The organism is Tepidibacillus fermentans (assembly GCF_004342885.1).
Classification (GTDB): domain Bacteria; phylum Bacillota; class Bacilli; order Tepidibacillales; family Tepidibacillaceae; genus Tepidibacillus; species Tepidibacillus fermentans.
This window is the reverse complement of the sequence record NZ_SMAB01000004.1, coordinates 61,405-83,761: the sequence shown is the minus strand read 5'-3', so window position 1 is coordinate 83,761 and position 22,357 is coordinate 61,405. Positions and strand designations below refer to the sequence as shown.

Genomic DNA, 22,357 nt, shown 5'->3' with positions numbered 1-22,357 from the left:
TTTGTTCAAATGAGGTGAAACAATGTCGATTCAAGTCAACAATTTAAATGCTTGGTATGGGGATTTTCATGCGATTAAAGATATAAATTTAGATATTGCCGATAAACAAGTAACTGCATTAATCGGACCTTCGGGATGCGGAAAATCAACTTTTTTACGTACCATTAACCGTATGCATGAAGTGGTAGAAGGAGCAAGAGTCTCGGGTGAAATTATTGTTGATGGGAAAAATATATATGATTCGGATGTTGATCCAGTAAACGTTCGCCATAAGATTGGAATGGTTTTTCAAAAACCGAATCCATTTCCAACCATGTCCATTTATGATAATGTTGTAGCAGGATTACGTCTAAATGGAATTAAAAACAAGAAAATATTAGATGAGGTTGTAGAAAAAAGTTTAATTCAAGCTAACCTCTGGGATGAGGTTAAAGATCGTTTAAATAAAAACGCAATGGGTTTATCTGGTGGTCAGCAACAACGTTTATGTATTGCAAGAACTTTAGCTGTAGAGCCTAGTATTATTTTAATGGATGAACCAACTTCAGCGCTTGACCCTATTTCTACTTTAAGAGTAGAAGAACTCGTTCACTCTTTAAAAAATCAATATACCATTATTATTGTTACCCATAATATGCAACAAGCAGCTCGTGTATCTGATAAAACCGCATTTTTCCTAAGTGGGGAATTAATTGAATATGATGATACTGTAACCATCTTTTCAAATCCAAAGAACCAAAAGACCGAAGATTATATTACTGGTCGTTTTGGTTAATAAAGGAGTGATCATATGCATCGCAAAACTTTTGACCAAGAATTGAACAACTTGCAACAGAAACTCGTTCATATGGGCCAGTTTGTTGAGCAAGCATTAGAACGAGCGTTAGAATCCTTATCTAATTTGAATCGTGAGCTTGCTAGAAAAGTGGTAGATGATGATATTAAAGTCAATGAAATGGAAGCTGAAATTGAAATGTTGGCTCTTCAATTAATTGCAACACAACAACCCGTTGCAAAGGATTTGCGTAAAATCATAGCTGCAATTAAAATTGCAAGTAGTTTGGAAAGAATGGCAGATCTTTCTGTTGACATCGCAAAAGTGACGATTCGTATTCAGGAAGATCAACTAATGAAACCACTCATTGATATACCAAAGATGGCAGAAATGGTTAAAGAAATGCTTGCAAATGGGATAGAATCCTATATTCATGAAAAGGTAGAATTGGCATTTGGGTTGGCAGAAATTGACGATCGAGTAGACAAATTATACAGTCAAGTTTTACGTGATCTATTAGAGATTATGACAGAAAGACCAGAAACGTTAAGTCAAGCCATGCTCTTATCTTTTGTTGCTCGTTACATAGAACGAATCGGAGACCACGCAACAAACATTGGAGAAAGTGTGATTTATTTAGTTAAGGGGAAAAAGCCTGACTTAAACTTATAGTATTGCGGAAGAATAAAGGATTGCGAGATAATTAATTTTGCAATCCTTTTTTCATTATCAAACACTACATCGGAGGGATCATAAATGGAAAAGATTACATTTATGGAGAATTATTCGATTTATACCAAGACCATTTTGAAAGCAAACAGCACATATCAAACTGTCAATGAAATTATGGAGCATCTGAAACAAAAAGCGACAGCACATCCAGCAGCAGAATTTATTGCAATATATGACCATTATCAACATACAAAAAATCTAGAAAATGGAGAAATTGCGGAGGGAATCATCGATGCAAAGAATTTCATCTTTTGCTTTGGCGTGAGAATCCCAAATCCCAATACCTTAGCATTACGTCCTCGTTCGATTGGGGTTGTGGAATATGAAGATAAGTTTGTCCTAAGTTTTATGGAGGCACCAATGGAGAATGCTAACAAAACAATGATAGAATGGGTAGAGTCCATAGAAAATAAGTAAAGGAAGTAAGTAAAAAAAATATAAAGAAACCCGTATAAATGAAAAAATCATACGGGTTTTTGGTTCTTGAGTGGGGATAGTTTGTAGCATTCACAGGAACGAATCTTACTTTTTACTAGGAGGCAAGCTACAAGTATCTCCCACATCAATAGAGTTGACCCAATTTGTGAGATCAGGTAATAGCTCAATAATTGCTTTTCGCAATGGATCACTTTCCTCTGGTACTCGTAGGGAATAGTAGACCCACTGTCCTTGTTTTCGCTCTTTTACCAGATTCAATAGTTTCAACTTACGCAGGTGTTGAGAGATGGCTGGTTGAGAAACATCAAGTAATTCGGTAAGCTCACAAACACATAGCTCTCTTACCTTTAATAGGGAAAAAAGAGTGAGTCTCGTTTTATCCCCAAGTATTTTTAATAGTTCTGCCATCTCATCAATTTTTTGGATATGAGGATTGTCCAAAGATCATTCCTCCTTTAACGTTTGCCTTGCTTCTTCAATGATGTCATAAACTAATTTGTCAATTTGATCCCTTACTTTACGGAAAACAGCCATAATTTCTTCTTGTGTCCCCTTCGCTTTCGCTGGATCTTGCAGTGGCCAGTGAATTCGCTTCACGTGTGGAGGGGTGTATGGGCAACGTTCTTCTGCATCGCCACATAATGTGATCGCATAAAGAGCGTTATTTAGAATTTCTGGGTCAATGATATCGGATGTATGATTGCTAATATCTACTCCAACTTCTTTCATTACTTCCACCGCTCTTTTGTTCAATCCATGGGCTTCGACACCTGCGCTATAGATTTCAAAGTCTCCACCCGCATATTTTTTCCCAAAGCCTTCGGCCATTTGACTACGGCAAGAGTTCCCTGTACAAATAAAGTAGATAATTGGTTTGTTTTTTGCCATGATGTCAACCTCACATTCTTAGAATTTTACATAGATTGTGGAAAATATTTCTTTTGAAACCATAATGCTACATTCACTAAACCAATCATAACTGGAACCTCTACAAGTGGACCGATAACAGCAGCAAAAGCGGCTCCAGAATTGATTCCAAATACGCCTACAGCAACAGCAATCGCTAATTCAAAGTTGTTACTTGCAGCAGTAAAGGATAAGGTCGTGGAAATGGAATAGTTAGCGCTGGCTTTTTTACTAATATAGAAAGAGACTAAAAACATAACCACAAAATAGATCAATAAAGGAATAGCGATACGAACTACATCAAGAGGTAATTTAATAATCATGTTTCCTTTTAAAGAAAACATAACAATAATCGTAAAGAGCAATGAAATCAATGTGATTGGACTGATCTTTGGAATGAACTTTTTCTCATACCATTCCTTTCCTTTTGTTTTGACTAAAGAATAGCGAGTAATCATTCCGGCAATAAAAGGTACCCCTAAATAGATAAAGACACTTTTCGCCACTTCAGCAATCGTAATATCGACAGCAAATCCTTGTAAACCAAACCAACCTGGTAAGATAGTAATGAAAATATAGGTGTAAAGGGAATAAAATAACACTTGGAAAATAGAATTAAACGCTACAAGACCAGCTGCGTATTCGGTATCTCCTTTGGCAAGATCGTTCCAAACGATAACCATAGCAATACAACGGGCCAATCCGATCATAATCAAACCAATCATGTATTCTGGATAATCTCGTAAGAAGATAATGGCAAGGAAAAACATGAATAATGGACCGATTAGCCAGTTTTGGATTAACGAAAGTCCTAAAACTTTGCCATTACGAAAAACTTGACCCATCTCCTCATAACGAACTTTTGCTAATGGAGGATACATCATCAGGATTAATCCAATTGCAATTGGAATAGAGGTCGTTCCCACTTGAAATTGATTTAAGTAGGAAACAAAGTTAGGAAACAAAAATCCAGCCCCAATCCCAACAATCATCGCTGTAAAAATCCATATCGTAAGATAACGATCCAAAAAAGATAATCTTTTGCTGACTTTTTCACTCAACTGTAAACACACTCCCTTACCTTCAAAACTATGTAAAATATAATTACATGCTTATATATTAAATTAAAAAGTCCTAAAAAACAAGATAGACCTTCAAAAAAAGGTACAAAGGTCTATCTCAAATTTCGAATTGATTAAAATAAATCAACAATAAGCTTAATTGCAATTAGAACAAGAGTAATTCCGTAAATCATTTTGACGGTTGAACCTTTTGCTTTTTTCACCATAAAATTGCTGCCAATCTGTGAACCAATGATTACGGCGAGAATGGCGAAAAAGGTTAACCAAGTTAATGGAAGCCCTTTGCTAAGGTGACCTAAATATCCCGAAAACGAGGAGAAGGTAACAACAAATGCGGTTGTGGCTGCAGCTTCCTTCGTTTTATAACCAAGCATCATTAGGATCGGAGCAATAATAAAGCCGCCGCCAACGCCTAAAAGTCCGCCAATAAAGCCAATTCCTGCACCAGTGGAAGCACCTATGATTTGTTTTTGTCGTAATGTGTACACTCTTGCTTCGGAAGTTGCTGCAATTTCTCTCGACAAACTGCTCGTCGCAGCAATTTTTTGTTTCTTCTTCGCTTTATTCAAATCGTAAAAGACTTTAAAAGCCGCTAGAAGAACAAGGATTGCAAATAATACAATTAATACTGGTTTCGAGATATAAGGTGTGACCAATGCTCCAATCGGTGCAAAGATCACTGCTGTAACACCCATTGGCCACATCCCTTTATAATCGACGAGTTTTGCTTTATGATAAGGGATGAGTGCTAATAAAGTGTTTAATCCGTTTAATAACAATCCTAAAGGAATGACGATCTCCTTAAAATCAAGTCCTGCCCACTTAAGGATTGGAATATAAACCATCCCTCCGCCAAGCCCAAGCATGGCGAAGAGAAAGGATGATAATAATATGAGAGTGAAAATGATCAAAGTAAACATAGGACCACCTGATTACGCTTCCCAACCCGAACATGGGATACAAACCTTTTTGTCCCCTTTAATTCGACCGTAAGCTTCGACTACCATTTCCCCACATTCTTCACAAACAAAAGAATCGAAAGTATGTGGATGATTTTCTACTTGATAATCAAATACATCGCCAATAATAAGAATCTTTTCATCTGGGGCATTCATGACATTTTCCACTAGTGGATCGGCAATTTCAGCTGGAATAGAACTTGCAGGAAGACCTTTCATTCGATAATCGCTAAAGAATTTGGACTTTTTATTGTTGGCCATGGCTTCGGCCTTTGGAGCCACACGAACCGCTTTTCCACTTTTACGATCAATTAGAGTTACGCCCCATTTTCCGTAATTCAGTTTTTGGATATTTCCTTTTCCAAGGGTACAACCCGTGATCATTTGTATGCCATCGGCAAAACAAGTCGCACAGTGATCCTTTCCGATTTCGACCAATGCGATGAGTTGACCATCTTTAGCACGATCTACTCCTAATTTATTCATCGCTGCTGCACCTACACGTAACCCCATTGGCATGGCTGGACACTTATGTCCGTGGAATTTTTGACCAGCTTCTAAATAATCTTTTGGATTTACCATTTTAATCTCTCCCATCATTATATAATTAATTACTAATTTAATTATAGAATAATTTTACTCTTTTAATTACAATAATTCTTTTTGAATTTATGAATCTTTTGTAAAAAGAATATGCAAGCCATATGTTGGTAACCATAACACTACGATGAAAACGCATTTTCTAATCTACGGATTTCTCGGATTATTAATGAAAGTGATCTGGACAGGTTTTTGGTCCCTTCTCTCTGGAAATCTGGCATTATCAGGACACACGTATATTTGGATGTTTTTCATTTATGGTTCAGCGGTTTTCTTAGAGCCCATTCATGGTCGGATCAGGAGGTGGCATTTTATTATTCGGGGATCGACATGGGCGATTCTTATTTTTGCTATAGAGTTCTTAACTGGATATTTACTACAACTCATTTTGGGAGAATGTCCATGGGATTATCGACAGACTACAAGCATAACATTGATGGGTTTGATTCGCTATGATTATTTTCCTGCATGGTTCACTGTTGGGCTTTTGTTTGAAAAACTTGACTTTTGACTATGGAATCACTATAATTTTTATCAATGCTACAACTTGATGAATTTCAGATTCGATGATGAGGACATGAATCATCAGAACACCCGTTTCCAGAGAGAGAACCCACTGGCTGAAAGGTTCTTAACGAAGAATGATGATTTACCACCTCGAAGAAATCAAGGTGAAACCAGTAGCTTTGATCGGGAATGGCCCCGTTATCAACGAAGAGGGTTTAGATCAATGTATAGATTTCTGTTTACACATCTAAACCGAATTTGGGTGGAACCACGACACGATCGTCCCATAGGGATGATACGTGTCTTTTTTGTTTATAACACAAAAAAAGGAGTGAAAGAAATGGACAACATCAAGATTACATTACCTGATGGATCTGTAAAGGAGTATGAAAGAGGTATTACGACAGAACAAATCGCAGAATCGATTAGCCCTAGTCTTAAGAAAAAAGCTGTCGCAGGAAAAGTAAATGGGAAACTGGTCGATCTATATATCCCCATTGAAGAAGATGCGACACTTGAAGTCGTTACACTAGACTCGGAAGATGGATTAGAAGTTTATCGCCATAGTTCTGCCCACCTCCTTGCGCAAGCGGTCAATCGCTTATACCCTGGAACAAAGTTTGGAATCGGGCCAGTCATTGAAGATGGATTTTATTATGATATGGATGTACCTGTTACCTTATCAAGTGAAGATCTTGAAAAAATTGAGAACGAAATGAAAAAAATTATTAAAGAAGACTTACCGATTCGGCGTCGCGTGGTGTCACGTGAAGAAGCCTTACGGATTTTTAACGAAATAGGTGACAATCTTAAGCTGGAAATCATCGAAGAGTTACCTGAAGATGCAGAAATTTCCATTTATGAGCAAGGAGAATTCTTTGACCTTTGTCGTGGGCCACACCTTCCTTCCACAGGAAAAATAAAAGCGATTAAACTATTAAATGTAGCTGGTGCTTATTGGAAAGGGGATTCTAGCCGCCAAATGTTACAGCGAGTTTACGGAACTTCTTTCCCGAAAGAATCTCAGCTTGAAGAATATCTACATTTCCTAGAAGAAGCAAAAAAACGCGATCATCGCAAATTAGGTCGCGAACTGGAACTCTTTATGTTCTCAGAAGAAGCTCCTGGAATGCCTTTTTACCTTGAAAAGGGAATGATTATTCGTAATGAACTGGAGAACTTCTCGCGAAAACTACAAGAGCGTGCTGGCTATAAGGAAGTCCGCACCCCTTTAATGATGAATCAGCGTCTTTGGGAACAATCGGGACATTGGGATCATTATCATGAGAATATGTATTTTACAGAAGTAGATGATACAAAGTTTGCGCTAAAACCAATGAACTGCCCAGGACATATGTTAATCTATAAAAGTCAACTTCATTCCTATCGCGATTTGCCACTTCGGATCGCAGAATTTGGACAGGTTCATCGCCATGAATTATCTGGAGCCTTAAATGGAATGATGCGTGTTCGTACTTTTACTCAAGATGATGCCCATATCTTTGTTCGCCCTGATCAAATTGAATCAGAAATCAAAAACGTGATTAGTCTCATTGATCAAATTTATGGTGTGTTTGGTTTTGATTACCGCGTTGAACTATCCACTCGTCCAGAAGATTCGATGGGATCAGATGAGTTATGGGAGCAAGCAGAAACCGCATTAAAAAATGTCCTCGACCATTTAGGTATGGATTATGTCATTAACGAAGGGGACGGGGCATTTTATGGACCAAAGATTGACTTCCATATCCTTGATGCCTTAAAACGAAGCTGGCAGTTAGCAACAATCCAACTTGATTTCCAAATGCCAGAGAAATTCGATTTACATTATATTGCTGAAGATAATAGTCGTCATCGCCCAGTTGTTATTCATCGCGCGATTATGGGTTCCATCGATCGTTTTATTGGAATCATCACCGAACATTTTGCAGGGGCATTTCCAGTCTGGTTAGCACCTGTTCAGGTAAAATTACTTCCAATTGCAGAGCCACATATCGAATATGCAAATGAAGTCTACAAAAAAATGCGGGAATATGGAATCCGTGTACAAGTGGATGCTCGAAATGAAAAGATCGGTTATAAGATTCGTGAAGCTCAGTTGCATAAGGTTCCTTATATGTTAGTCATCGGGGATAAAGAAGTAGAAAATGGAACTCTATCTGTTCGCAAACGTGGTCACGGGGATTTAGGAGCTAAACCGGTTGACGAAGTGATTGCTCAAATTGTAGAAGAAATAAAATCAAAAGCAAGATAGTTTGTTGACATTGATATAAAATTATGTTATTCTTATCTAGAAATCATATGGATAATCAAGCAGAAGCGCCCGCTTCTCACCTTATTGACAAGGGTCAATGGGTTAATATGAACATGATGGTTTATTAAGTGTGGGCGTGTTGTGTCTACACTTTTTCTTTTTTCTTGCTTTTTTATCCATGGAAAGTTTTTTGGAGGTGGCAAGTTATTAGCAAAGAATATTTGGTTAATGAGGACATTCGTGCACGTGAAGTTCGTCTAATCGGGCCAGATGGTGAACAGATTGGGATTGTTCCTTTAAAAGAAGCATTGAGAATTGCTGAGGAGAAAAATCTTGATTTAGTGAATATTGCTCCAACAGCAAAACCACCCGTTTGCCGGATTATGGATTACGGGAAGTTCCGTTACGAACAAAGTAAAAAGGAAAAAGAAGCACGGAAGAATCAAAAAGTAATCAATACGAAAGAGATTCGACTAAGTCCAACGATTGAAGAAAACGACTTTCAAACCAAGCTTCGTAATGCGATTAAATTTTTAAAAGCCGGCAATAAAGTAAAAGTTACGATTCGCTTTCGTGGACGTGAAATTACTCATCAAAATATTGGTGAAAATGTCTTAAATCGTTTAGCCAAAGAAGTAGAAGAGATCTCTGTTATTGAGCGTAAGCCAAAACTGGAAGGTCGAAGTATGGTTATGATTTTAGCGCCTAAATAAGAGTCATGATAGATTGGAGGAATTCGTTATGCCAAAAATGAAAACACATCGTGGAGCAGCAAAACGTTTTAAGAAAACGGGTAGTGGTAAATTAAAAAGAAGTCATGCTTATACTAGCCACCTTTTAGAAAGTAAAAGCCCAAAACGTGCTCGTCATTTACGTAAAGGTGCTTTGGTAAGCAAAGGTGACCAAAAACGTATTCAACAATTGGTGACTTATCTATAATATTGAACATGGTAATGATCTAGGAGGGAAATAGATATGCCAAGAGTAAAAGGCGGATATGTAAGTCGTCGTCGTCGTAAAAAAGTATTAAAATTAGCAAAAGGTTATTTCGGTTCTAAACACCGTTTATTTAAAACAGCAAATGCGCAAGTGATGAAATCTTTGTTATATGCTTACCGTGACCGTCGTCAACGTAAGCGCGATTTCCGTAAGCTATGGATTGCTCGTATCAACGCAGCTGCTCGCATGAATGGTTTATCCTATAGCAAATTTATGTATGGTTTAAAAGTAGCTGGCGTAGATATGAACCGTAAAGTATTAGCTGACTTAGCTGTAAATGATGCAAAAGCATTTTCTGAGTTAGCACAATTAGCAAAAGAAAAAATCAATGCTTAATATGATTATTGAAAAAAGCACCCTTAGCGGGTGTTTTTTTTCAAAGATAAGAAAGCATAATATTTTGAAGCAATAGCTCCCTTACAAAACGTGAAATGGCTTGTATGTTCTAACTGGGTTTGTATATTCCATAAGCAGCGACTTTTGGGAGTGTATTTATACATGGACAACGGAGCGCGTTGGAATATACAAACCTATTTTTAGTAAAAAGGAAGAGGATTGCGATGAAAATCATCTTATCAACCTTGAATGCGAAATACATCCATTCGTCACTTGCTTTACGCTATCTCAAGGCATATAGTCAAAAAGAGTTTCCTAATATTGAAATCTGTGAGTATTCCATTAATGAACCCTTAATGACGATTTTAACCGATCTTTATGAAAGAAAACCAGATGTGATCGGGCTTTCATGTTACATATGGAATATTGAAGAGACGATCCAATTGATTCAGATGTTAAAGAAGGTAAAACTTGATTTAACGATCGTTTTAGGTGGGCCTGAAGTTTCTTACGATATCTCCTATTGGTTTAATCGTATAGAAGAAATTGATGTGATTGTTTACGGTGAGGGAGAGGCAACATTTCTTCATCTTTTGCAAACTCTTCAAAAGGGAGAAACATTAAATCAGGTACAAGGAATTGCTTATCGAACAGATACGGGTTATTATATTAATCCTCCTCGGCCAAAATTGGATCTCAATCAGATTCCAAGCCCGTACCAAGATGAAGAAGATTTAGCCTCATTACGAGATAAAATCGTTTATTTTGAAGCTAGTCGTGGCTGTCCATTTTCCTGTGCCTATTGCTTATCTTCAGTCGAAACTGGGGTCCGTTATTTTGCTATTGACCGGGTAAAAGAGGATCTACTCCGATTGATTCAACACGGGGTTAAGACCATTAAATTTGTTGATCGAACGTTTAATCTAAATAAAAAGTATGCAATGGAGATCTTCCAGTTTTTAGTTGAGAATCATCAGGGGACTGTTTTTCAATTTGAGATCACCGCTGATATTATGAAGGAAGATGTCCTTCAATATCTTGTCGATCATGCGCCAAAGGGGATTTTTCGTTTCGAAATCGGCGTTCAATCGACCAATGACTATACGAATGCCCTTGTGAATCGAAAACAGAACTTCAAAAAACTAAGCCAAACGGTTTTGAAAATCAAAGAAAGTGGAAAAATCGATCAACATCTAGATTTAATCGCCGGGCTACCTAGAGAAGATTATGCTTCTTTTCGTAATACATTTAATGATGTATTCGCACTGCGACCTGAAGAATTACAACTTGGATTTCTCAAGATGTTGCGGGGAACAAAAATCTGGTATGAAGCAGAACAATATGGATATGTCTATCAAGATTATGCTCCTTATGAAATTCTGAAAAATGACGTTTTGCCATTTGACGATGTGATTCGCATCAAAAGAGTAGAGGATGTGTTAGAAAAATATTGGAACTCCCACCGGATGGACCAAACAGTGGAATATTTAATTGAAAACGAATTTTCTTCCCCGTTTGATTTTTTTCAGGAATTGGGTGATTATTGGACAGAAAAAGGATGGAATCGGATCGGACATCAATTAGAAACTTTATTCCAAAGGTTGCTTGAATTTCTCAAGAATCGGAAAACAAACAACATCGATTTTATTATCAGTTTAATGAAATTTGACTACTTTTTAAATTTTAACCATAAGCCGAGGAAAACTTGGTGGGAATTTGCGATTTCTAAACAGAAATTGAATGAGATTTTTAACCAGTTGGTTCAACAACCTGAAAAACTTTCTGCTAAATTCCAGATGCTAGGTTTGAGCGAAAAAGATTTGCATAAACATACGATGGTAGAGATCCTTCCTTATGATCTAGGACATTATTTTGAAACAGGAGCAATGGTCAAAAAAGATACCTTATTCCTTGTTTACTTTAATCCTCCGAAAGACCCTATTTATTTTTTAAAAGAGATTTGACATCCTAAGGAAGTAAAGTTAAAATCGGATTTGTTATAGTATTGTGACAGAATTGAACTACAAAAGGGGGATGCTGATTGCGAAAAACGGTAAATTTATTAAGAGAATTCTCAATTCCATTGATTTCCGGTGTCATTGTCGCATTAATATGGGCGAATCTCTCACCAGAGAGTTATAAAAGCTTTGTTTACGGAAAATTATTTGGTGAATATGATTTTCATTTTTTTGTTAATGATATTTTTATGGTCTTTTTCTTTGCGATTGCTGCGGTTGAGATTACGCAAAGCTTTATGCCAGGCGGTGCTTTAAATCCCATCAAAAAAGCGGTTAACCCACTTATGGCCACTTTGGGTGGGGTATTAGGACCAGCTATTGTCTATATGACATTAAATGCGATCATTGGCTCACCAGAACTCTTTCGGGGTTGGGGTATACCAACAGCAACAGATATTGCTTTAGCTTGGTTGGTTGCAAGATTTGTCTTTGGTAATAAGCACCCGGCTGTGTCTTTCTTACTTTTATTAGCGATCGCAGATGACGCCATTGGATTGGCCATTATCGCTATTTTTTACCCAGATCCTGCCCATCCTGTTGAACCTATATGGTTATTATTAACATTAGCAGGGATGGCTGTTGCTTTTATTTTAAGAAAAGCGAATGTAAAGAGCTATTGGCCATATCTTATCATAGGCGGAGCATTAAGTTGGACAGGCTTGCACAATGCCCACTTGCATCCTGCATTAGCTTTGGTCTTCATCATTCCATTTTTACCCCATCCTATTCAAAATCCTGGGGAGTTATTTGAAGAAGATGAATCAGATATGTCAACATTACATCAGTTTGAGCATCAGTGGAAAGCCTTCGTTGATTTTGGCCTATTTACCTTTGGCTTGGCAAATGCAGGAGTTGAATTCTCTGAAATCGCTACTGCGACATGGTTAGTGTTTATTGCACTACTTGTCGGTAAAACATTGGGGATCTTTACATTAGGTTTGATCGCTAATCTAATAGGATTTCCATTACCAAACGGCATGGGTAAAAAAGAGCTGTTTTTAGCAGGGGTTGTTGCTGCGATGGGATTAACGGTTGCTCTATTTGTTGCTGGAGCAGCATTTACAGATCTGAAAATCCAAGGTGCAGCGAAAATGGGAGCGCTCTTTAGCGCAAGTACTGCCCTGATTGCTTTTATTGTTGGTAAAATGTTAAGGGTAAAGAAGATCAATTAACCTCTGAATTCAGGATTGATTAGAGAATCAACTCTTTTCAATCCTTTTTTATTTATTCGCCTCCCGAAATATTTGTATAAAGTGTTTTTATTTTTCGGTATAATAAGTTTGTTTAAACGTACTAATCTTAATCAAGGAGGTTTAGCGAAATGGAAGACCAAACTTTACAAATGTTGAAAGAATTAACAGAAGCACCTGGGGTTCCTGGTAATGAAGGTCCTGCTCGTGAGGTCATGAGAAAATATATTTCTCCATATGCCGATGAAGTCTTTACAGATCATCTTGGAAGTCTAATTGCTCGAAAAGGGGATAAAGGGCCAAAAATCCTTATTGCCGGTCACCTCGATGAAGTTGGCTTTATGGTAACACGGATTACTGATGAAGGTTTTCTAAAATTTCAACCATTAGGTGGCTGGTGGGAGCAAGTGATGCTTGCCCAACGTGTTACTGTACATACTCGCAAAGGAGAAGTTATTGGCATTATAGGTTCCAAACCCCCACATATTTTGCCAGCAGAAGCCCGGAAAAAACCAGTGGAGAAAAAGGATATGTTCATCGATATTGGGGCAACAAGTAAAGAAGAGGCAGAGGAATTTGGAGTACGTCCTGGAGATCCAATTACCCCAATATCTCCATTTACGGTGATGAAAAATCCAAAGATGCTCATGGCAAAAGCCTGGGATAATCGAATTGGTTGTGCGATTGCGATTGAAGTGTTAAAACGATTAAAGAATGAACAACATCCAAATATTGTTTTTGGCGCAGGTACTGTTCAAGAAGAAGTAGGATTACGGGGAGCCCAAACCGTTGTCAATACGGTTCAACCTGATATTGCCTTTGCGATTGATGTTGGTATTGCAGGTGATACACCTGGTATTACTGCGGATGAAGCTGCAAGTAAGATGGGAAAAGGACCACAAATCCTACTCTATGATGCAACCATGGTTCCTCATCGTGGTCTCCGTGATTTTGTGATTAATATAGCGGAAGAGGAAAAGATCCCCTTCCAGTTTGATGCAATGGCTGGCGGCGGTACCGATGCAGGACGTTTTCACTTACATGGCAAAGGGGTTCCTTCTCTTGTTATTGGTATAGCTACTCGTTATATTCATAGCCATGCGGCGATTATACACCGAGATGATTTTGAACAAGCCGTTGAACTTCTCGTTAAGGTGATCAAGCGATTAGATGAAGATACAGTGAATCAAATTAAGAAGCAAGCATAATCAATAAAAGCAAGAGTGCTCCGATTGGCAGCACTCTTTTTCCACTCGCTTAAATATTTTTACTTAAAGTTTCGACCATATACTCTTGTGTGTTTGGATCCGCGTGTGTCCAGATCACTTCAAAAATAACCCCTAAACCAGGTAACGTTCTTTCTTCATGTTCTTCGATGGAAGTAACGATCATATCTTTTAACTCTTCTTCTGTTTTTCCTTTGATGTTATTGATAATCGCTTGACGAAGATCAAAATTCATATTCATTGAAGAACCTCCTTTTTCCATTGTGGCCAAAATAGAAAATGAATGGTCAAAACTTTAGATAATAGGGCTTTATTTAGTATACCCAATTCGATTTGAAACAAAGATTATGTTATAATGAATTTTAAAATGCTTTGAAGGGAGATTTCATATGAAAAAGCAGTTTGCGGTGATTGGCATGGGCCGATTTGGGTTAAGTGTGGCGCAAACATTACACGAATTAGATTATGAAGTCTTAGCGATTGATAAAGATAGTGAAAGAATTCAAGAAAATATGAACTTGGTTACTCATGTGGTACAAGCCGATTCAACCGATGAAATGGCTTTAAAATCATTAGGAATTCGAAATTTTGATGTTGTGGTGGTTGCCATTGGACAAGATATCCAATCCAGTATTTTAACCACATTAATTCTAAAAGAATTAGGTGTAGAAACCATTGTGGTAAAAGCACAAAACCAACTTCATGCTAAGGTGTTATATAAAATCGGGGCAACAAAAGTTGTTTTCCCAGAACGAGATATGGGAGCAAGAGTAGCACACAATTTAGTTACGCCCAATATTCTTGACTATATTGAACTCTCTGATGAATATAGCATTGTTGAAATTATTGCCAGTGAAAAATTAGCAGGGAAAAATTTAGTCGAATTGAATATTCGTGCAAGGTTTGGCTGTAACGTAATGGCGATTAAAAATCAAGATCAGATTAATATTGCACCAAGTGCAAAAGATATTATCCATGAGGGAGATATCATGGTTGTCATTGGTCATAACAATGATCTAAAAAAATTCCAAGACTTTGTCATGAATGGAAAGCGATGAAAATAGATGAAAAAAAATTTCGAAATCATACAATCGTTAAAAAACCCAAAAGTTAAAACATGGATGAACTTAAAGACTAAACAGGGAAGAAACGAACAAGGGTTATATCTGATTGAAGGGATAAAGATCATCGAAGAAGCATTGAATTCTAGACAAGAAGTTATGAGTATTATTTATACAAGAGACAAGGAGATTCCGGATTCTTGGCAAATTCAAATAGAACAATCCATGCAACCGATAAATTTTTATCAGGTTAGCCAAAGTATCGTTGATAAGTTATCCGACACCAAAACTCCCCAAGGTTTTTTTGCCATATTGAAACAAGAACAACATTCTCTTGAAACTTTGAAATCACGATCGTTTTTACTTCTTGTTGATGAAATCCAAGATCCAGGGAACCTAGGAACGATCATTCGGAGTGCGGATGCCGCAGGAGTTGAAGGAATTATTTTAGGGAATGGAACGGTCGATCCGTATAATGATAAAGTGATCCGCTCTGCAATGGGTTCAATATTTCATCTTCCCATTGTAAAAGCCAGTTTAGATGAAGTGATTTTCCACTTGCAGCAATCTGATTTCCAAGTGATTGGGACCAGTCCTTATGCAGAAAAGGCATACTTTGATGTCGATTACAAACAAAAAACAGTGATTCTTGTTGGCAATGAATCAAGAGGATTATCCGAATCAAGAAAAGATCAGGTTGACCAAATGGTAAAGATTCCATTTATGGGGCAGGCTGAATCTTTAAATGTAGCGACAGCTACTAGTATCATCTTATTTGAAAGAGTAAGACAATTATTGAAACAGGCTTGAAGTTTTATTTTCAGATCGTTATAATAGGGAATAAAAATTATACATATAAAATGCAAGGAAAGAGAGAGTAGACAACAAATTTGATCTTCTTAGGGAGAAGATGCCATAGACTGAAAGCATTTTTAAGATCATGTTGTTGAAGTTCACTCTGGAGCAGAACTCTGAAAGACAGTAGGAGTATTCCGTTTGTCGACGTTAAGACATCGAGGAGGAAAAAACTCTTCATGTTATGTGGTGATTAAAGTAAAGAACAGGGGAGCAATTTTTCCTTGAATTAGGGTGGTAACACGGCTTTTCGTCCCTTAGGGATGAAAAGCCTTTTATTTTTAAGGAGGTTTTGAGATATGCAAGAAAAGTTGAAGCAAATTCGAGTGGATGCTTTAGCTGAGATTGATCGAGTAGCTGATTTGCAATCCCTTCAATCGGTTCGTATTAAATATTTAGGAAAGAAAGGCCCAATTACCGAGGTATTACGAGGAATGGGATCCCTATCTCCCGAGGGACGTCCTCTGATCGGCAAATTAGTCAATGAGATTCGTGAAGAAATTGAACAGGTATTGAGACAAAAAGAAGAATTCCTTCAAGAAAAAGAAATGGAACAAAGATTAAAAGAAGAAACCATCGATGTCACTTTGCCTGGAAAACCATCAATCCAAGGTAATCGTCATCCGTTAACGAGAATCATTGAAGAAATTGAGAATATCTTTAGCGGCATGGGCTTCGAAGTAGCAGAAGGACCAGAGGTAGAATCGGATTATTATAATTTTGAAGCACTTAATTTGCCAAAAGATCATCCAGCGCGAGATATGCAAGATACTTTCTATATTACAGATGATATCTTAATGCGTACGCATACCTCTCCTGTTCAAGTCCGTACAATGCTAGAAAAAAAAGGAGAAGTGCCTGTTAAAATTATTTGCCCTGGAAAGGTTTATCGTCGGGATGATGATGACGCGACCCATTCGCATCAGTTTACACAGATTGAGGGATTAGTTGTTGACGAGAACATCAGTATGGGTGATTTAAAAGGGGTATTATTAAGTTTTGCTAAGCGCATGTTTGGTGAACATTCCAAAATTCGTTTGCGTCCGAGCTTCTTCCCCTTTACTGAACCTAGTGCAGAAGTCGATGTTTCCTGTATGATCTGCCATGGAGAGGGATGTCGCGTATGTAAAGAAACAGGATGGATTGAAATCCTAGGAGCAGGGATGGTACATCCAAAAGTATTAGAAAATGCAGGTTATGATCCCAACAAATATACTGGTTTTGCCTTTGGTATGGGAGTAGAAAGAATTGCCATGTTGAAATATGGAATCGATGATATTCGCCAATTTTATACCAACGATCTGCGTTTACTCAATCAATTTAAACGGATGTAAGGAGGTAAATGGAATGAAAGTGTCCTACCAATGGTTATCCCAATATGTAGATATTGATGATATAAGTCCTTATGAATTGGCAGAAAAATTAACGAGAAGTGGTATTGCTGTTGATGTGGTTCAACAAGTCAACCCCGACTTAGAGAAGGTGGTAATCGGTCATGTTCTTGAGACAACAAAACACCCTGAGGCTAATAAATTAAATATTTGTAAAGTTGATGTAGGTCAAGAGGAAATTTTACAAATTGTTTGTGGAGCAGCCAATGTTGCAGCAGGACAAAAGGTCCCAGTTGCCTTAGTTGGTGCCAAATTACCTGGTGGGGTGAAGATTAAGAAGGCAAAATTACGTGGCGTTGAATCCCAAGGAATGATTTGTTCAGCCGAAGAGCTTGGTATGAATGAACGTTATCTTTCTAAAGAAAAAACAGAAGGGATTTTAGTTTTACAAGAGGATGCACCAATTGGTGAGTCGATTGAACCCTTATTTGGGTTTGATGACTATGTTTTAGAGCTTGATTTAACCCCTAATCGTTCAGATTGCCTAAGTATGATTGGAGTGGCTTATGAAGTTGCCGCGATTTTAGATCGACCAATAAAATTACCAGAAGATCTATTAGGGGTCAAAATTGATACCAACCATTTTGTGCAAATTGAAATCGATGCTCCTCAAGCATGTAAACATTATGCAGCACGTCTTGTTAAAAATATTCAGATTGCAGAATCGCCCCAGTGGCTGCAAAATCGATTGATCGCAGCAGGAATTCGCCCCATCAATAACGTCGTCGATGTCACAAACTATGTGATGTTAGAGTATGGGCAACCATTACATGCTTTCGATTTTGATCGGTTAGATCAATCCAAGATTGTTGTTCGATTGGCAAAGCCAGGGGAAAAAATCGTCACTCTCGATGATCAGGAACGAACATTAGATGAAGAGATGCTCTTAATTACAGATGGAGTTAAACCGATCGCCATAGCAGGTGTCATGGGTGGAGCAAATAGTGAAGTCACAGAGCATACGACTCAAATTCTGTTAGAATCGGCTTACTTTGACGGTATCTCTATTCGCAAAACATCGAAGAAGTTAGGACTTCGTTCAGAGGCAAGTATGCGTTTTGAAAAAGGAGTAGATCCTAGTCGCATTTATGCGGCTGTCAATCGTGCTGCAACCCTTTTACAACAATTAGCCGGAGCAAGTATTGAAGGAGATATCACAGAAAAGAAAGTTTCAGAACCTGAAAACATAAAAATCCATCTAAGGACAGATTGGGTGAATAAAGTATTAGGTACCCAGATAACGGTTTATGAAATGAAAAAGATCTTTGAACGATTGCAATTTGATACAAATCAGGTAGATGATGGATTGATTGTTACTGTGCCCACTAGACGACCAGATATTATCCAAGAGGTGGACTTAATCGAAGAAATTGCAAGAATATACGGTTATGATGAGATACCAACGACAATGCCAAGTGGTAAGTACTCGCAAGGTGGGCTAAAGCGAAATCAACAACTTAGACGATTAATCAAAGATCAATTAGAAGCAATGGGACTACAAGAAGTGATCACTTACACTTTTACAGGGGAACAACAACTTCAATTGAATCAAGGAGTAGTAACAGGTCAAAAACCGATTTCGCTAGCTCTTCCCATGAGTGAAGAAAGACAATTTTTACGAACCGATTTGCTCCCACATCTTTTAGAAGTAGCACAGTATAATCGAAATCGAAATCAATTCAATATCCGAATCTATGAATTAGGAACAGTGTTTAGTTCTGATGAAATCAATTTAACAACATTGCCAAAAGAAAAACAGCTAATCGCTGGACTTGTAACGGGTGAGGTACCAACTTATTGGAAGAAAACAAATGAAACTTATGATTTTTATTATACGAAAGGAATCGTGGAACAGATCCTAACAGGATTAGGAATCGACTCTATCGAAATTGATCCTGTTTCAATTAAAGGTTATCACCCTGGGAGAACTGCAGCATTGAAAAAAGATGGCATTTTATTAGGTTATGTGGGTCAAATCCATCCCAAAGTTCAACAACAATATGATTTAGACGAGACTTATGTTTTTGAATTAGACCTAAATATTTTACTTGAACTTGCTGATAGGGAGATTGTTTATCGTCCATTGCCAAAATATCCAGCAGTAGAACGAGATTTGGCTGTAGTAGTTTCAAATGACGTGACCTCACAACAATTAATCGATATTATTGAAGCTGCAGCAGGTCACTTACTTGAATCGGTTACTTTATTTGATGTGTACAAAAGTGAGAAATTAGGCAAAGATAAAAAAAGTATGGCTTTCTCCTTAACCTATCGAAACAAAGAGCGTACATTAACAGACGAAGAGATTGTATCCATGCAAGAGAAAGTGATTCAAGCACTAAAGGAAAAAATTCACGCAGAACTTCGATAGGTCCTATTTCAGACTGTTGGAAAGAAAAACTTCCAACAGTCTTTTTCTCCTACAAAACATGAAATGGCTTGTATGTTCTAACGCTGCTCCTAACCTTACGGCTTTCCGTAAATAAGGTAAGTGGGAAAGCTCACTCTAAAGAATCAGCTTATAGAATCATACAAACAAGTGGTTCGAAGAAGTGTGTTTGTATATTCCATAAGTAGCGACATAGCACGACTAGCAACTTTAGCTGTGTAGCGTAACTTGTACACTTTGTGTGCTTTTGGTAGCCACTTTCTCACCTAATCAATATTTAAAGAAAGTGGAGCAAGTTGGAATATACAAACCTATTTTAATGGCGCAATAAATTTGCGGGGCAATTTTATTTTATCCATGGTATACTTATCATTATGGATGGATTTTAATTTTGCAGCAGGGAGGAACTGCCGAGTGAATGAAGAGCAAAAAAATCGTTTAACGATTTCCATATATGGACAACAATATACAATAGTAGGGAAGGCAAGTTCTAATTATCTAAGAATGGTTTCCGGGTATGTAGATGATAAAATGAGGCAAATCGCAGGATCAAATGCAAGGCTTGATACAACGAAAATTGCTGTTTTAACAGCAGTCAATATTGCCGATGAATATTTTCGTTTAAAGCAAGAATATGACGAATTACGAAAGTTAATTGAAGATGGAGAATAGAGGGATAAGATGAATCTTTTAGACCTAATTATTATTTTCGCTTTGGTCGGTTCGATCATGAGAGGATATCAGATCGGTCTTATTCGTCAAGTCATTCACTTTGTTGGTTATTTCGTGGCATTTTTTATGGCCTTTCACTTTTCTAAGGACATTGTTCCTTGGATTCAACAAATCGTTCCAACACCAACCTTTCAGCAATCCTCAGTCCGAATGTTCTCGGACACATTTCAATTGGAAGTCATGTTTTATCATGCGATTGCTTTCTTTCTTATTTTTATGTTGACGAAGTTTGTATTAAATTTGGGCGGAGCAATTCTTCATCAAGTAGCCAGCTTACCTGGTCTAGCGATTGTAAATCAGACTCTAGGTGCAACCTTAGGTTTCATTCAAATGCTTCTCATTTTGATTATTCTAGTGAATATCCTTTCTGTTATGCCATCTCTTGAGCTTAATCGATGGATAGAAGGCTCTCTTTTCTCCCAATATATATATAAATGGACACCCATGATTACAAAAGAGTTGTATAATCTTTGGAATACATCGACGATCAGTTCTCTCTGATTGCCTTCCCATGGATGGTATACTATAATACCTTTAAGGGTATAGGGATTAGTGCTGAATAATGTTGCGGAGCAATTTTATTCTCAAAGAGGTGAACTTTTTGGAATATCCGACAGATGTATTAAACCGCATGAAAAGAGTCGAAGGCCAGATACGTGGCGTCCTTAAAATGATGGAAGATGGAAAAGCATGTGAGGATGTCATACACCAATTATCTGCAATACGAAATGCTGTAGACCGGATTATTGTGAATGTGGTTGGAGTGGATATGGGTAATTGCTTAGTCGAGCATCTAAAAGATAAGGATCAACTGGATACAGATAAAATTATAAAAGACACACTACAACTTCTATTAAAAATCAAATAGTTTAATTATGGCCAGGGATATATTTCTCTGGTCTTTTTTTTCTGAAGTGTAAAATTCACACTTTAAACTTTGATAGTTTTTCAATGAATTTGGTAAAAATATACTTAGTTAAACATTTACAGGAGTTGATTGTTTTATGGGGCACCGTTTTGATCCAATACATGCGGGGAAATTAAATAACGAGGAAAGAAGAAAAATGTTACCTCCTGATAAAGTTCTGCAATATCTAGATTTGAAGAAAGAGGATACTGTGCTTGATTTAGGAGCAGGTACAGGTTATTTTTCTATACCAATCGCAAAACTGGTAAAAAAAGTCATTTCAGTTGATGTGTCAGAGGAAATGCTGGATCATCTGAAGCAAGAATTGGAACGTGAAAAAATAGATAATATCGAGACGATTCTACACGAAATAGAAACCTTACCATTTAATGACCGGATTGCAGATAAAGTCATTTTATCTCTAGTATTACACGAAGTGAAAGATTTAAATCAGACAATTAGGGAAATTAGACGGGTATTACATCCTAAAGGTAAATTATTAGTCATTGAGTGGGAGAAGAAAATAAGTAAATCCGGTCCTCCGATTGAGGAACGATTAGAATCCTTTCAATTAAAACGGGTGTTGGAGGACAACTATTTTCAAGTCTCTCTAAAACGGATAAATCCAGATCAATACCTACTAATTGGAGAATTAAAAAAGGACTGAATGAGATCAGAGAAAGTTCAGATTATTATTTTTTGCTGATTCACAGATAACATAAAATCGTTGTTTTAGAAGTATGTAATCCGAATGAATCGTCAGAAATTATAGCAGCAGACCCGATGTCTAGCTATTTCTTGCCTTGCAAGATTATCGTTTCCGAACAAAAAGGACAAACAAAAGTGGGATTGGTTCGTCCATCAATACTAATTGGGCTTATGGAACAAGAAAACCTAACGGAGATTGCAAAGAAAATCGAAAATAAATTAATTCAAGCGATTGAAAAGGCAGTATAAGTAGATGAATAAATAAACGGCCAACTTCGGCCGTTTTTTTTCA

At 37.3% G+C, this 22,357-nt stretch carries 26 protein-coding genes and 2 other annotated features; of the genes, 20 read left to right on the top strand and 6 right to left on the bottom strand.

The features are described 5' to 3' along the window. The first annotated feature begins 22 nt into the window (after positions 1–22). The 3 genes from pstB to EDD72_RS03900 all read left to right on the top strand — a co-directional run bounded on the left by pstB (position 23) and on the right by EDD72_RS03900 (position 1,924). Entirely contained in the window at positions 23–775 is a 753-nt protein-coding gene (pstB, locus tag EDD72_RS03910; protein WP_132767451.1) for a phosphate ABC transporter ATP-binding protein PstB, read from the top strand. Between the two features lie 15 nt (positions 776–790). Then, a complete protein-coding gene (gene phoU / locus EDD72_RS03905; protein ID WP_132767449.1) occupies positions 791–1,447 on the top strand; it encodes a phosphate signaling complex protein PhoU in 657 nt (218 codons plus the stop codon). 84 nt (positions 1,448–1,531) lie between these two features. Continuing rightward, positions 1,532–1,924 (top strand): DUF6858 family protein, encoded by a 393-nt coding sequence (locus tag EDD72_RS03900; protein WP_132767447.1) that lies wholly within the window; start codon positions 1,532–1,534, stop codon positions 1,922–1,924. A gap of 105 nt (positions 1,925–2,029) precedes the next feature. Here the strand turns inward: EDD72_RS03900 and EDD72_RS03895 are convergent, their stop codons facing one another. The 5 genes from EDD72_RS03895 to EDD72_RS03875 all read right to left on the bottom strand — a co-directional run bounded on the left by EDD72_RS03895 (position 2,030) and on the right by EDD72_RS03875 (position 5,474). Then, positions 2,030–2,353 carry an ArsR/SmtB family transcription factor gene (locus EDD72_RS03895; RefSeq protein ID WP_132767621.1) on the bottom strand — a complete coding sequence of 108 codons (324 nt, stop codon included), beginning with the start codon at positions 2,351–2,353 and terminating at the stop codon, positions 2,030–2,032. A gap of 36 nt (positions 2,354–2,389) precedes the next feature. Next, positions 2,390–2,833: an arsenate reductase (thioredoxin) gene (arsC, locus tag EDD72_RS03890; protein WP_132767445.1), complete on the bottom strand. Its 444-nt coding sequence runs from the start codon at positions 2,831–2,833 to the stop codon at positions 2,390–2,392. 26 nt (positions 2,834–2,859) lie between these two features. Further along, entirely contained in the window at positions 2,860–3,912 is a 1,053-nt protein-coding gene (gene arsB, locus EDD72_RS03885) for an ACR3 family arsenite efflux transporter (protein ID WP_132767443.1), read from the bottom strand. 134 nt (positions 3,913–4,046) lie between these two features. Beyond that, positions 4,047–4,853, bottom strand: coding sequence for a sulfite exporter TauE/SafE family protein (locus tag EDD72_RS03880; protein WP_207893636.1), 807 nt, complete (start codon positions 4,851–4,853; stop codon positions 4,047–4,049). A gap of 12 nt (positions 4,854–4,865) precedes the next feature. Further along, positions 4,866–5,474, bottom strand: a complete 609-nt coding sequence (locus EDD72_RS03875; protein ID WP_132767441.1) for an FmdE family protein — start codon at positions 5,472–5,474, stop codon at positions 4,866–4,868. A 145-nt stretch (positions 5,475–5,619) separates the two neighbouring features. Here EDD72_RS03875 and EDD72_RS03870 point away from each other — a divergent pair, with 145 nt between their 5' ends. From EDD72_RS03870 to EDD72_RS03835, 8 genes are all read left to right on the top strand, one after another. Further along, positions 5,620–6,003, top strand: coding sequence for a putative ABC transporter permease (locus tag EDD72_RS03870; protein ID WP_132767439.1), 384 nt, complete (start codon positions 5,620–5,622; stop codon positions 6,001–6,003). A gap of 336 nt (positions 6,004–6,339) precedes the next feature. Further along, complete coding sequence (gene thrS, locus EDD72_RS03865; protein WP_132767437.1) at positions 6,340–8,253, top strand: threonine--tRNA ligase; 1,914 nt, start codon at positions 6,340–6,342, stop codon at positions 8,251–8,253. Positions 8,254–8,304: 51 nt separating this feature from the next. Next, positions 8,305–8,416: a sequence feature (ribosomal protein L20 leader region), on the top strand. Between the two features lie 58 nt (positions 8,417–8,474). Further along, the gene (gene infC / locus EDD72_RS03860) at positions 8,475–8,966 is read left to right on the top strand and encodes a translation initiation factor IF-3 (RefSeq protein WP_243643769.1); all 492 of its coding nucleotides are present in this window, start codon (positions 8,475–8,477) and stop codon (positions 8,964–8,966) included. Between the two features lie 28 nt (positions 8,967–8,994). Next, on the top strand, positions 8,995–9,192 hold the full coding sequence (gene rpmI / locus EDD72_RS03855) for a 50S ribosomal protein L35 (RefSeq protein WP_132767435.1): 198 nt from the start codon (positions 8,995–8,997) through the stop codon (positions 9,190–9,192). 36 nt (positions 9,193–9,228) lie between these two features. Further along, the gene (gene rplT / locus EDD72_RS03850) at positions 9,229–9,588 is read left to right on the top strand and encodes a 50S ribosomal protein L20 (RefSeq protein ID WP_132767433.1); all 360 of its coding nucleotides are present in this window, start codon (positions 9,229–9,231) and stop codon (positions 9,586–9,588) included. A gap of 224 nt (positions 9,589–9,812) precedes the next feature. Further along, complete coding sequence (locus tag EDD72_RS03845; RefSeq protein ID WP_132767431.1) at positions 9,813–11,552, top strand: B12-binding domain-containing radical SAM protein; 1,740 nt, start codon at positions 9,813–9,815, stop codon at positions 11,550–11,552. 77 nt (positions 11,553–11,629) lie between these two features. Next, positions 11,630–12,778, top strand: a complete 1,149-nt coding sequence (locus EDD72_RS03840) for a Na+/H+ antiporter NhaA (protein ID WP_132767429.1) — start codon at positions 11,630–11,632, stop codon at positions 12,776–12,778. Positions 12,779–12,927: 149 nt separating this feature from the next. Next, the gene (locus tag EDD72_RS03835) at positions 12,928–14,004 is read left to right on the top strand and encodes a M42 family metallopeptidase (RefSeq protein WP_132767427.1); all 1,077 of its coding nucleotides are present in this window, start codon (positions 12,928–12,930) and stop codon (positions 14,002–14,004) included. A gap of 49 nt (positions 14,005–14,053) precedes the next feature. On the opposite strand, the gene sspI is transcribed toward EDD72_RS03835, so the two are convergent. After that, positions 14,054–14,263 carry a small acid-soluble spore protein SspI gene (sspI, locus tag EDD72_RS03830; RefSeq protein ID WP_341539464.1) on the bottom strand — a complete coding sequence of 70 codons (210 nt, stop codon included), beginning with the start codon at positions 14,261–14,263 and terminating at the stop codon, positions 14,054–14,056. 148 nt (positions 14,264–14,411) lie between these two features. Between sspI and EDD72_RS03825 the strand changes: the two genes are divergently transcribed. The 9 genes from EDD72_RS03825 to EDD72_RS03785 all read left to right on the top strand — a co-directional run bounded on the left by EDD72_RS03825 (position 14,412) and on the right by EDD72_RS03785 (position 22,314). After that, positions 14,412–15,080: a potassium channel family protein gene (locus EDD72_RS03825; protein ID WP_132767425.1), complete on the top strand. Its 669-nt coding sequence runs from the start codon at positions 14,412–14,414 to the stop codon at positions 15,078–15,080. 6 nt (positions 15,081–15,086) lie between these two features. After that, positions 15,087–15,893, top strand: a complete 807-nt coding sequence (locus EDD72_RS03820; RefSeq protein WP_132767423.1) for a TrmH family RNA methyltransferase — start codon at positions 15,087–15,089, stop codon at positions 15,891–15,893. 46 nt (positions 15,894–15,939) lie between these two features. Further along, positions 15,940–16,199 (top strand) — a binding site (T-box leader). Positions 16,200–16,237: 38 nt separating this feature from the next. Beyond that, positions 16,238–17,272: a phenylalanine--tRNA ligase subunit alpha gene (gene pheS / locus EDD72_RS03815; RefSeq protein ID WP_132767421.1), complete on the top strand. Its 1,035-nt coding sequence runs from the start codon at positions 16,238–16,240 to the stop codon at positions 17,270–17,272. A 13-nt stretch (positions 17,273–17,285) separates the two neighbouring features. Beyond that, a complete protein-coding gene (pheT, locus tag EDD72_RS03810) occupies positions 17,286–19,700 on the top strand; it encodes a phenylalanine--tRNA ligase subunit beta (RefSeq protein ID WP_132767419.1) in 2,415 nt (804 codons plus the stop codon). 396 nt (positions 19,701–20,096) lie between these two features. Continuing rightward, positions 20,097–20,390 carry a cell division protein ZapA gene (zapA, locus tag EDD72_RS03805; RefSeq protein ID WP_424565525.1) on the top strand — a complete coding sequence of 98 codons (294 nt, stop codon included), beginning with the start codon at positions 20,097–20,099 and terminating at the stop codon, positions 20,388–20,390. 9 nt (positions 20,391–20,399) lie between these two features. Then, the gene (locus EDD72_RS03800; protein WP_132767415.1) at positions 20,400–20,951 is read left to right on the top strand and encodes a CvpA family protein; all 552 of its coding nucleotides are present in this window, start codon (positions 20,400–20,402) and stop codon (positions 20,949–20,951) included. A 100-nt stretch (positions 20,952–21,051) separates the two neighbouring features. Beyond that, positions 21,052–21,318: a metal-sensing transcriptional repressor gene (locus tag EDD72_RS03795; protein WP_132767413.1), complete on the top strand. Its 267-nt coding sequence runs from the start codon at positions 21,052–21,054 to the stop codon at positions 21,316–21,318. Between the two features lie 136 nt (positions 21,319–21,454). Beyond that, on the top strand, positions 21,455–22,024 hold the full coding sequence (locus EDD72_RS03790) for a class I SAM-dependent methyltransferase (RefSeq protein WP_132767411.1): 570 nt from the start codon (positions 21,455–21,457) through the stop codon (positions 22,022–22,024). 56 nt (positions 22,025–22,080) lie between these two features. Continuing rightward, the gene (locus EDD72_RS03785; protein ID WP_132767409.1) at positions 22,081–22,314 is read left to right on the top strand and encodes a DUF302 domain-containing protein; all 234 of its coding nucleotides are present in this window, start codon (positions 22,081–22,083) and stop codon (positions 22,312–22,314) included. The last annotated feature ends 43 nt before the right edge of the window (positions 22,315–22,357 follow it).

Excerpts from the sequence above, each read along its gene's own strand:
- rplT (WP_132767433.1), top strand. The coding sequence starts at position 9,229 with ATGCCAAGAGTAAAAGGCGGATATGTAAGTCGTCGTCGTCGTAAAAAA.
- EDD72_RS03825 (WP_132767425.1), top strand. The coding sequence starts at position 14,412 with ATGAAAAAGCAGTTTGCGGTGATTGGCATGGGCCGATTTGGGTTAAGT.
- EDD72_RS03820 (WP_132767423.1), top strand. The coding sequence starts at position 15,087 with ATGAAAAAAAATTTCGAAATCATACAATCGTTAAAAAACCCAAAAGTT.
- EDD72_RS03875 (WP_132767441.1), bottom strand. The coding sequence starts at position 5,474 with ATGGTAAATCCAAAAGATTATTTAGAAGCTGGTCAAAAATTCCACGGA.
- sspI (WP_341539464.1), bottom strand. The coding sequence starts at position 14,263 with ATGAATATGAATTTTGATCTTCGTCAAGCGATTATCAATAACATCAAA.
- EDD72_RS03800 (WP_132767415.1), top strand. The coding sequence starts at position 20,400 with ATGAATCTTTTAGACCTAATTATTATTTTCGCTTTGGTCGGTTCGATC.
- rpmI (WP_132767435.1), top strand. The coding sequence starts at position 8,995 with ATGCCAAAAATGAAAACACATCGTGGAGCAGCAAAACGTTTTAAGAAA.
- EDD72_RS03835 (WP_132767427.1), top strand. The coding sequence starts at position 12,928 with ATGGAAGACCAAACTTTACAAATGTTGAAAGAATTAACAGAAGCACCT.
- arsC (WP_132767445.1), bottom strand. The coding sequence starts at position 2,833 with ATGGCAAAAAACAAACCAATTATCTACTTTATTTGTACAGGGAACTCT.
- thrS (WP_132767437.1), top strand. The coding sequence starts at position 6,340 with ATGGACAACATCAAGATTACATTACCTGATGGATCTGTAAAGGAGTAT.
- zapA (WP_424565525.1), top strand. The coding sequence starts at position 20,097 with ATGGATTTTAATTTTGCAGCAGGGAGGAACTGCCGAGTGAATGAAGAG.
- EDD72_RS03900 (WP_132767447.1), top strand. The coding sequence starts at position 1,532 with ATGGAAAAGATTACATTTATGGAGAATTATTCGATTTATACCAAGACC.
- pstB (WP_132767451.1), top strand. The coding sequence starts at position 23 with ATGTCGATTCAAGTCAACAATTTAAATGCTTGGTATGGGGATTTTCAT.
- EDD72_RS03895 (WP_132767621.1), bottom strand. The coding sequence starts at position 2,353 with ATGGCAGAACTATTAAAAATACTTGGGGATAAAACGAGACTCACTCTT.
- EDD72_RS03845 (WP_132767431.1), top strand. The coding sequence starts at position 9,813 with ATGAAAATCATCTTATCAACCTTGAATGCGAAATACATCCATTCGTCA.
- phoU (WP_132767449.1), top strand. The coding sequence starts at position 791 with ATGCATCGCAAAACTTTTGACCAAGAATTGAACAACTTGCAACAGAAA.
- EDD72_RS03870 (WP_132767439.1), top strand. The coding sequence starts at position 5,620 with ATGAAAACGCATTTTCTAATCTACGGATTTCTCGGATTATTAATGAAA.
- pheT (WP_132767419.1), top strand. The coding sequence starts at position 17,286 with ATGAAAGTGTCCTACCAATGGTTATCCCAATATGTAGATATTGATGAT.
- EDD72_RS03790 (WP_132767411.1), top strand. The coding sequence starts at position 21,455 with ATGGGGCACCGTTTTGATCCAATACATGCGGGGAAATTAAATAACGAG.
- EDD72_RS03880 (WP_207893636.1), bottom strand. The coding sequence starts at position 4,853 with ATGTTTACTTTGATCATTTTCACTCTCATATTATTATCATCCTTTCTC.
- pheS (WP_132767421.1), top strand. The coding sequence starts at position 16,238 with ATGCAAGAAAAGTTGAAGCAAATTCGAGTGGATGCTTTAGCTGAGATT.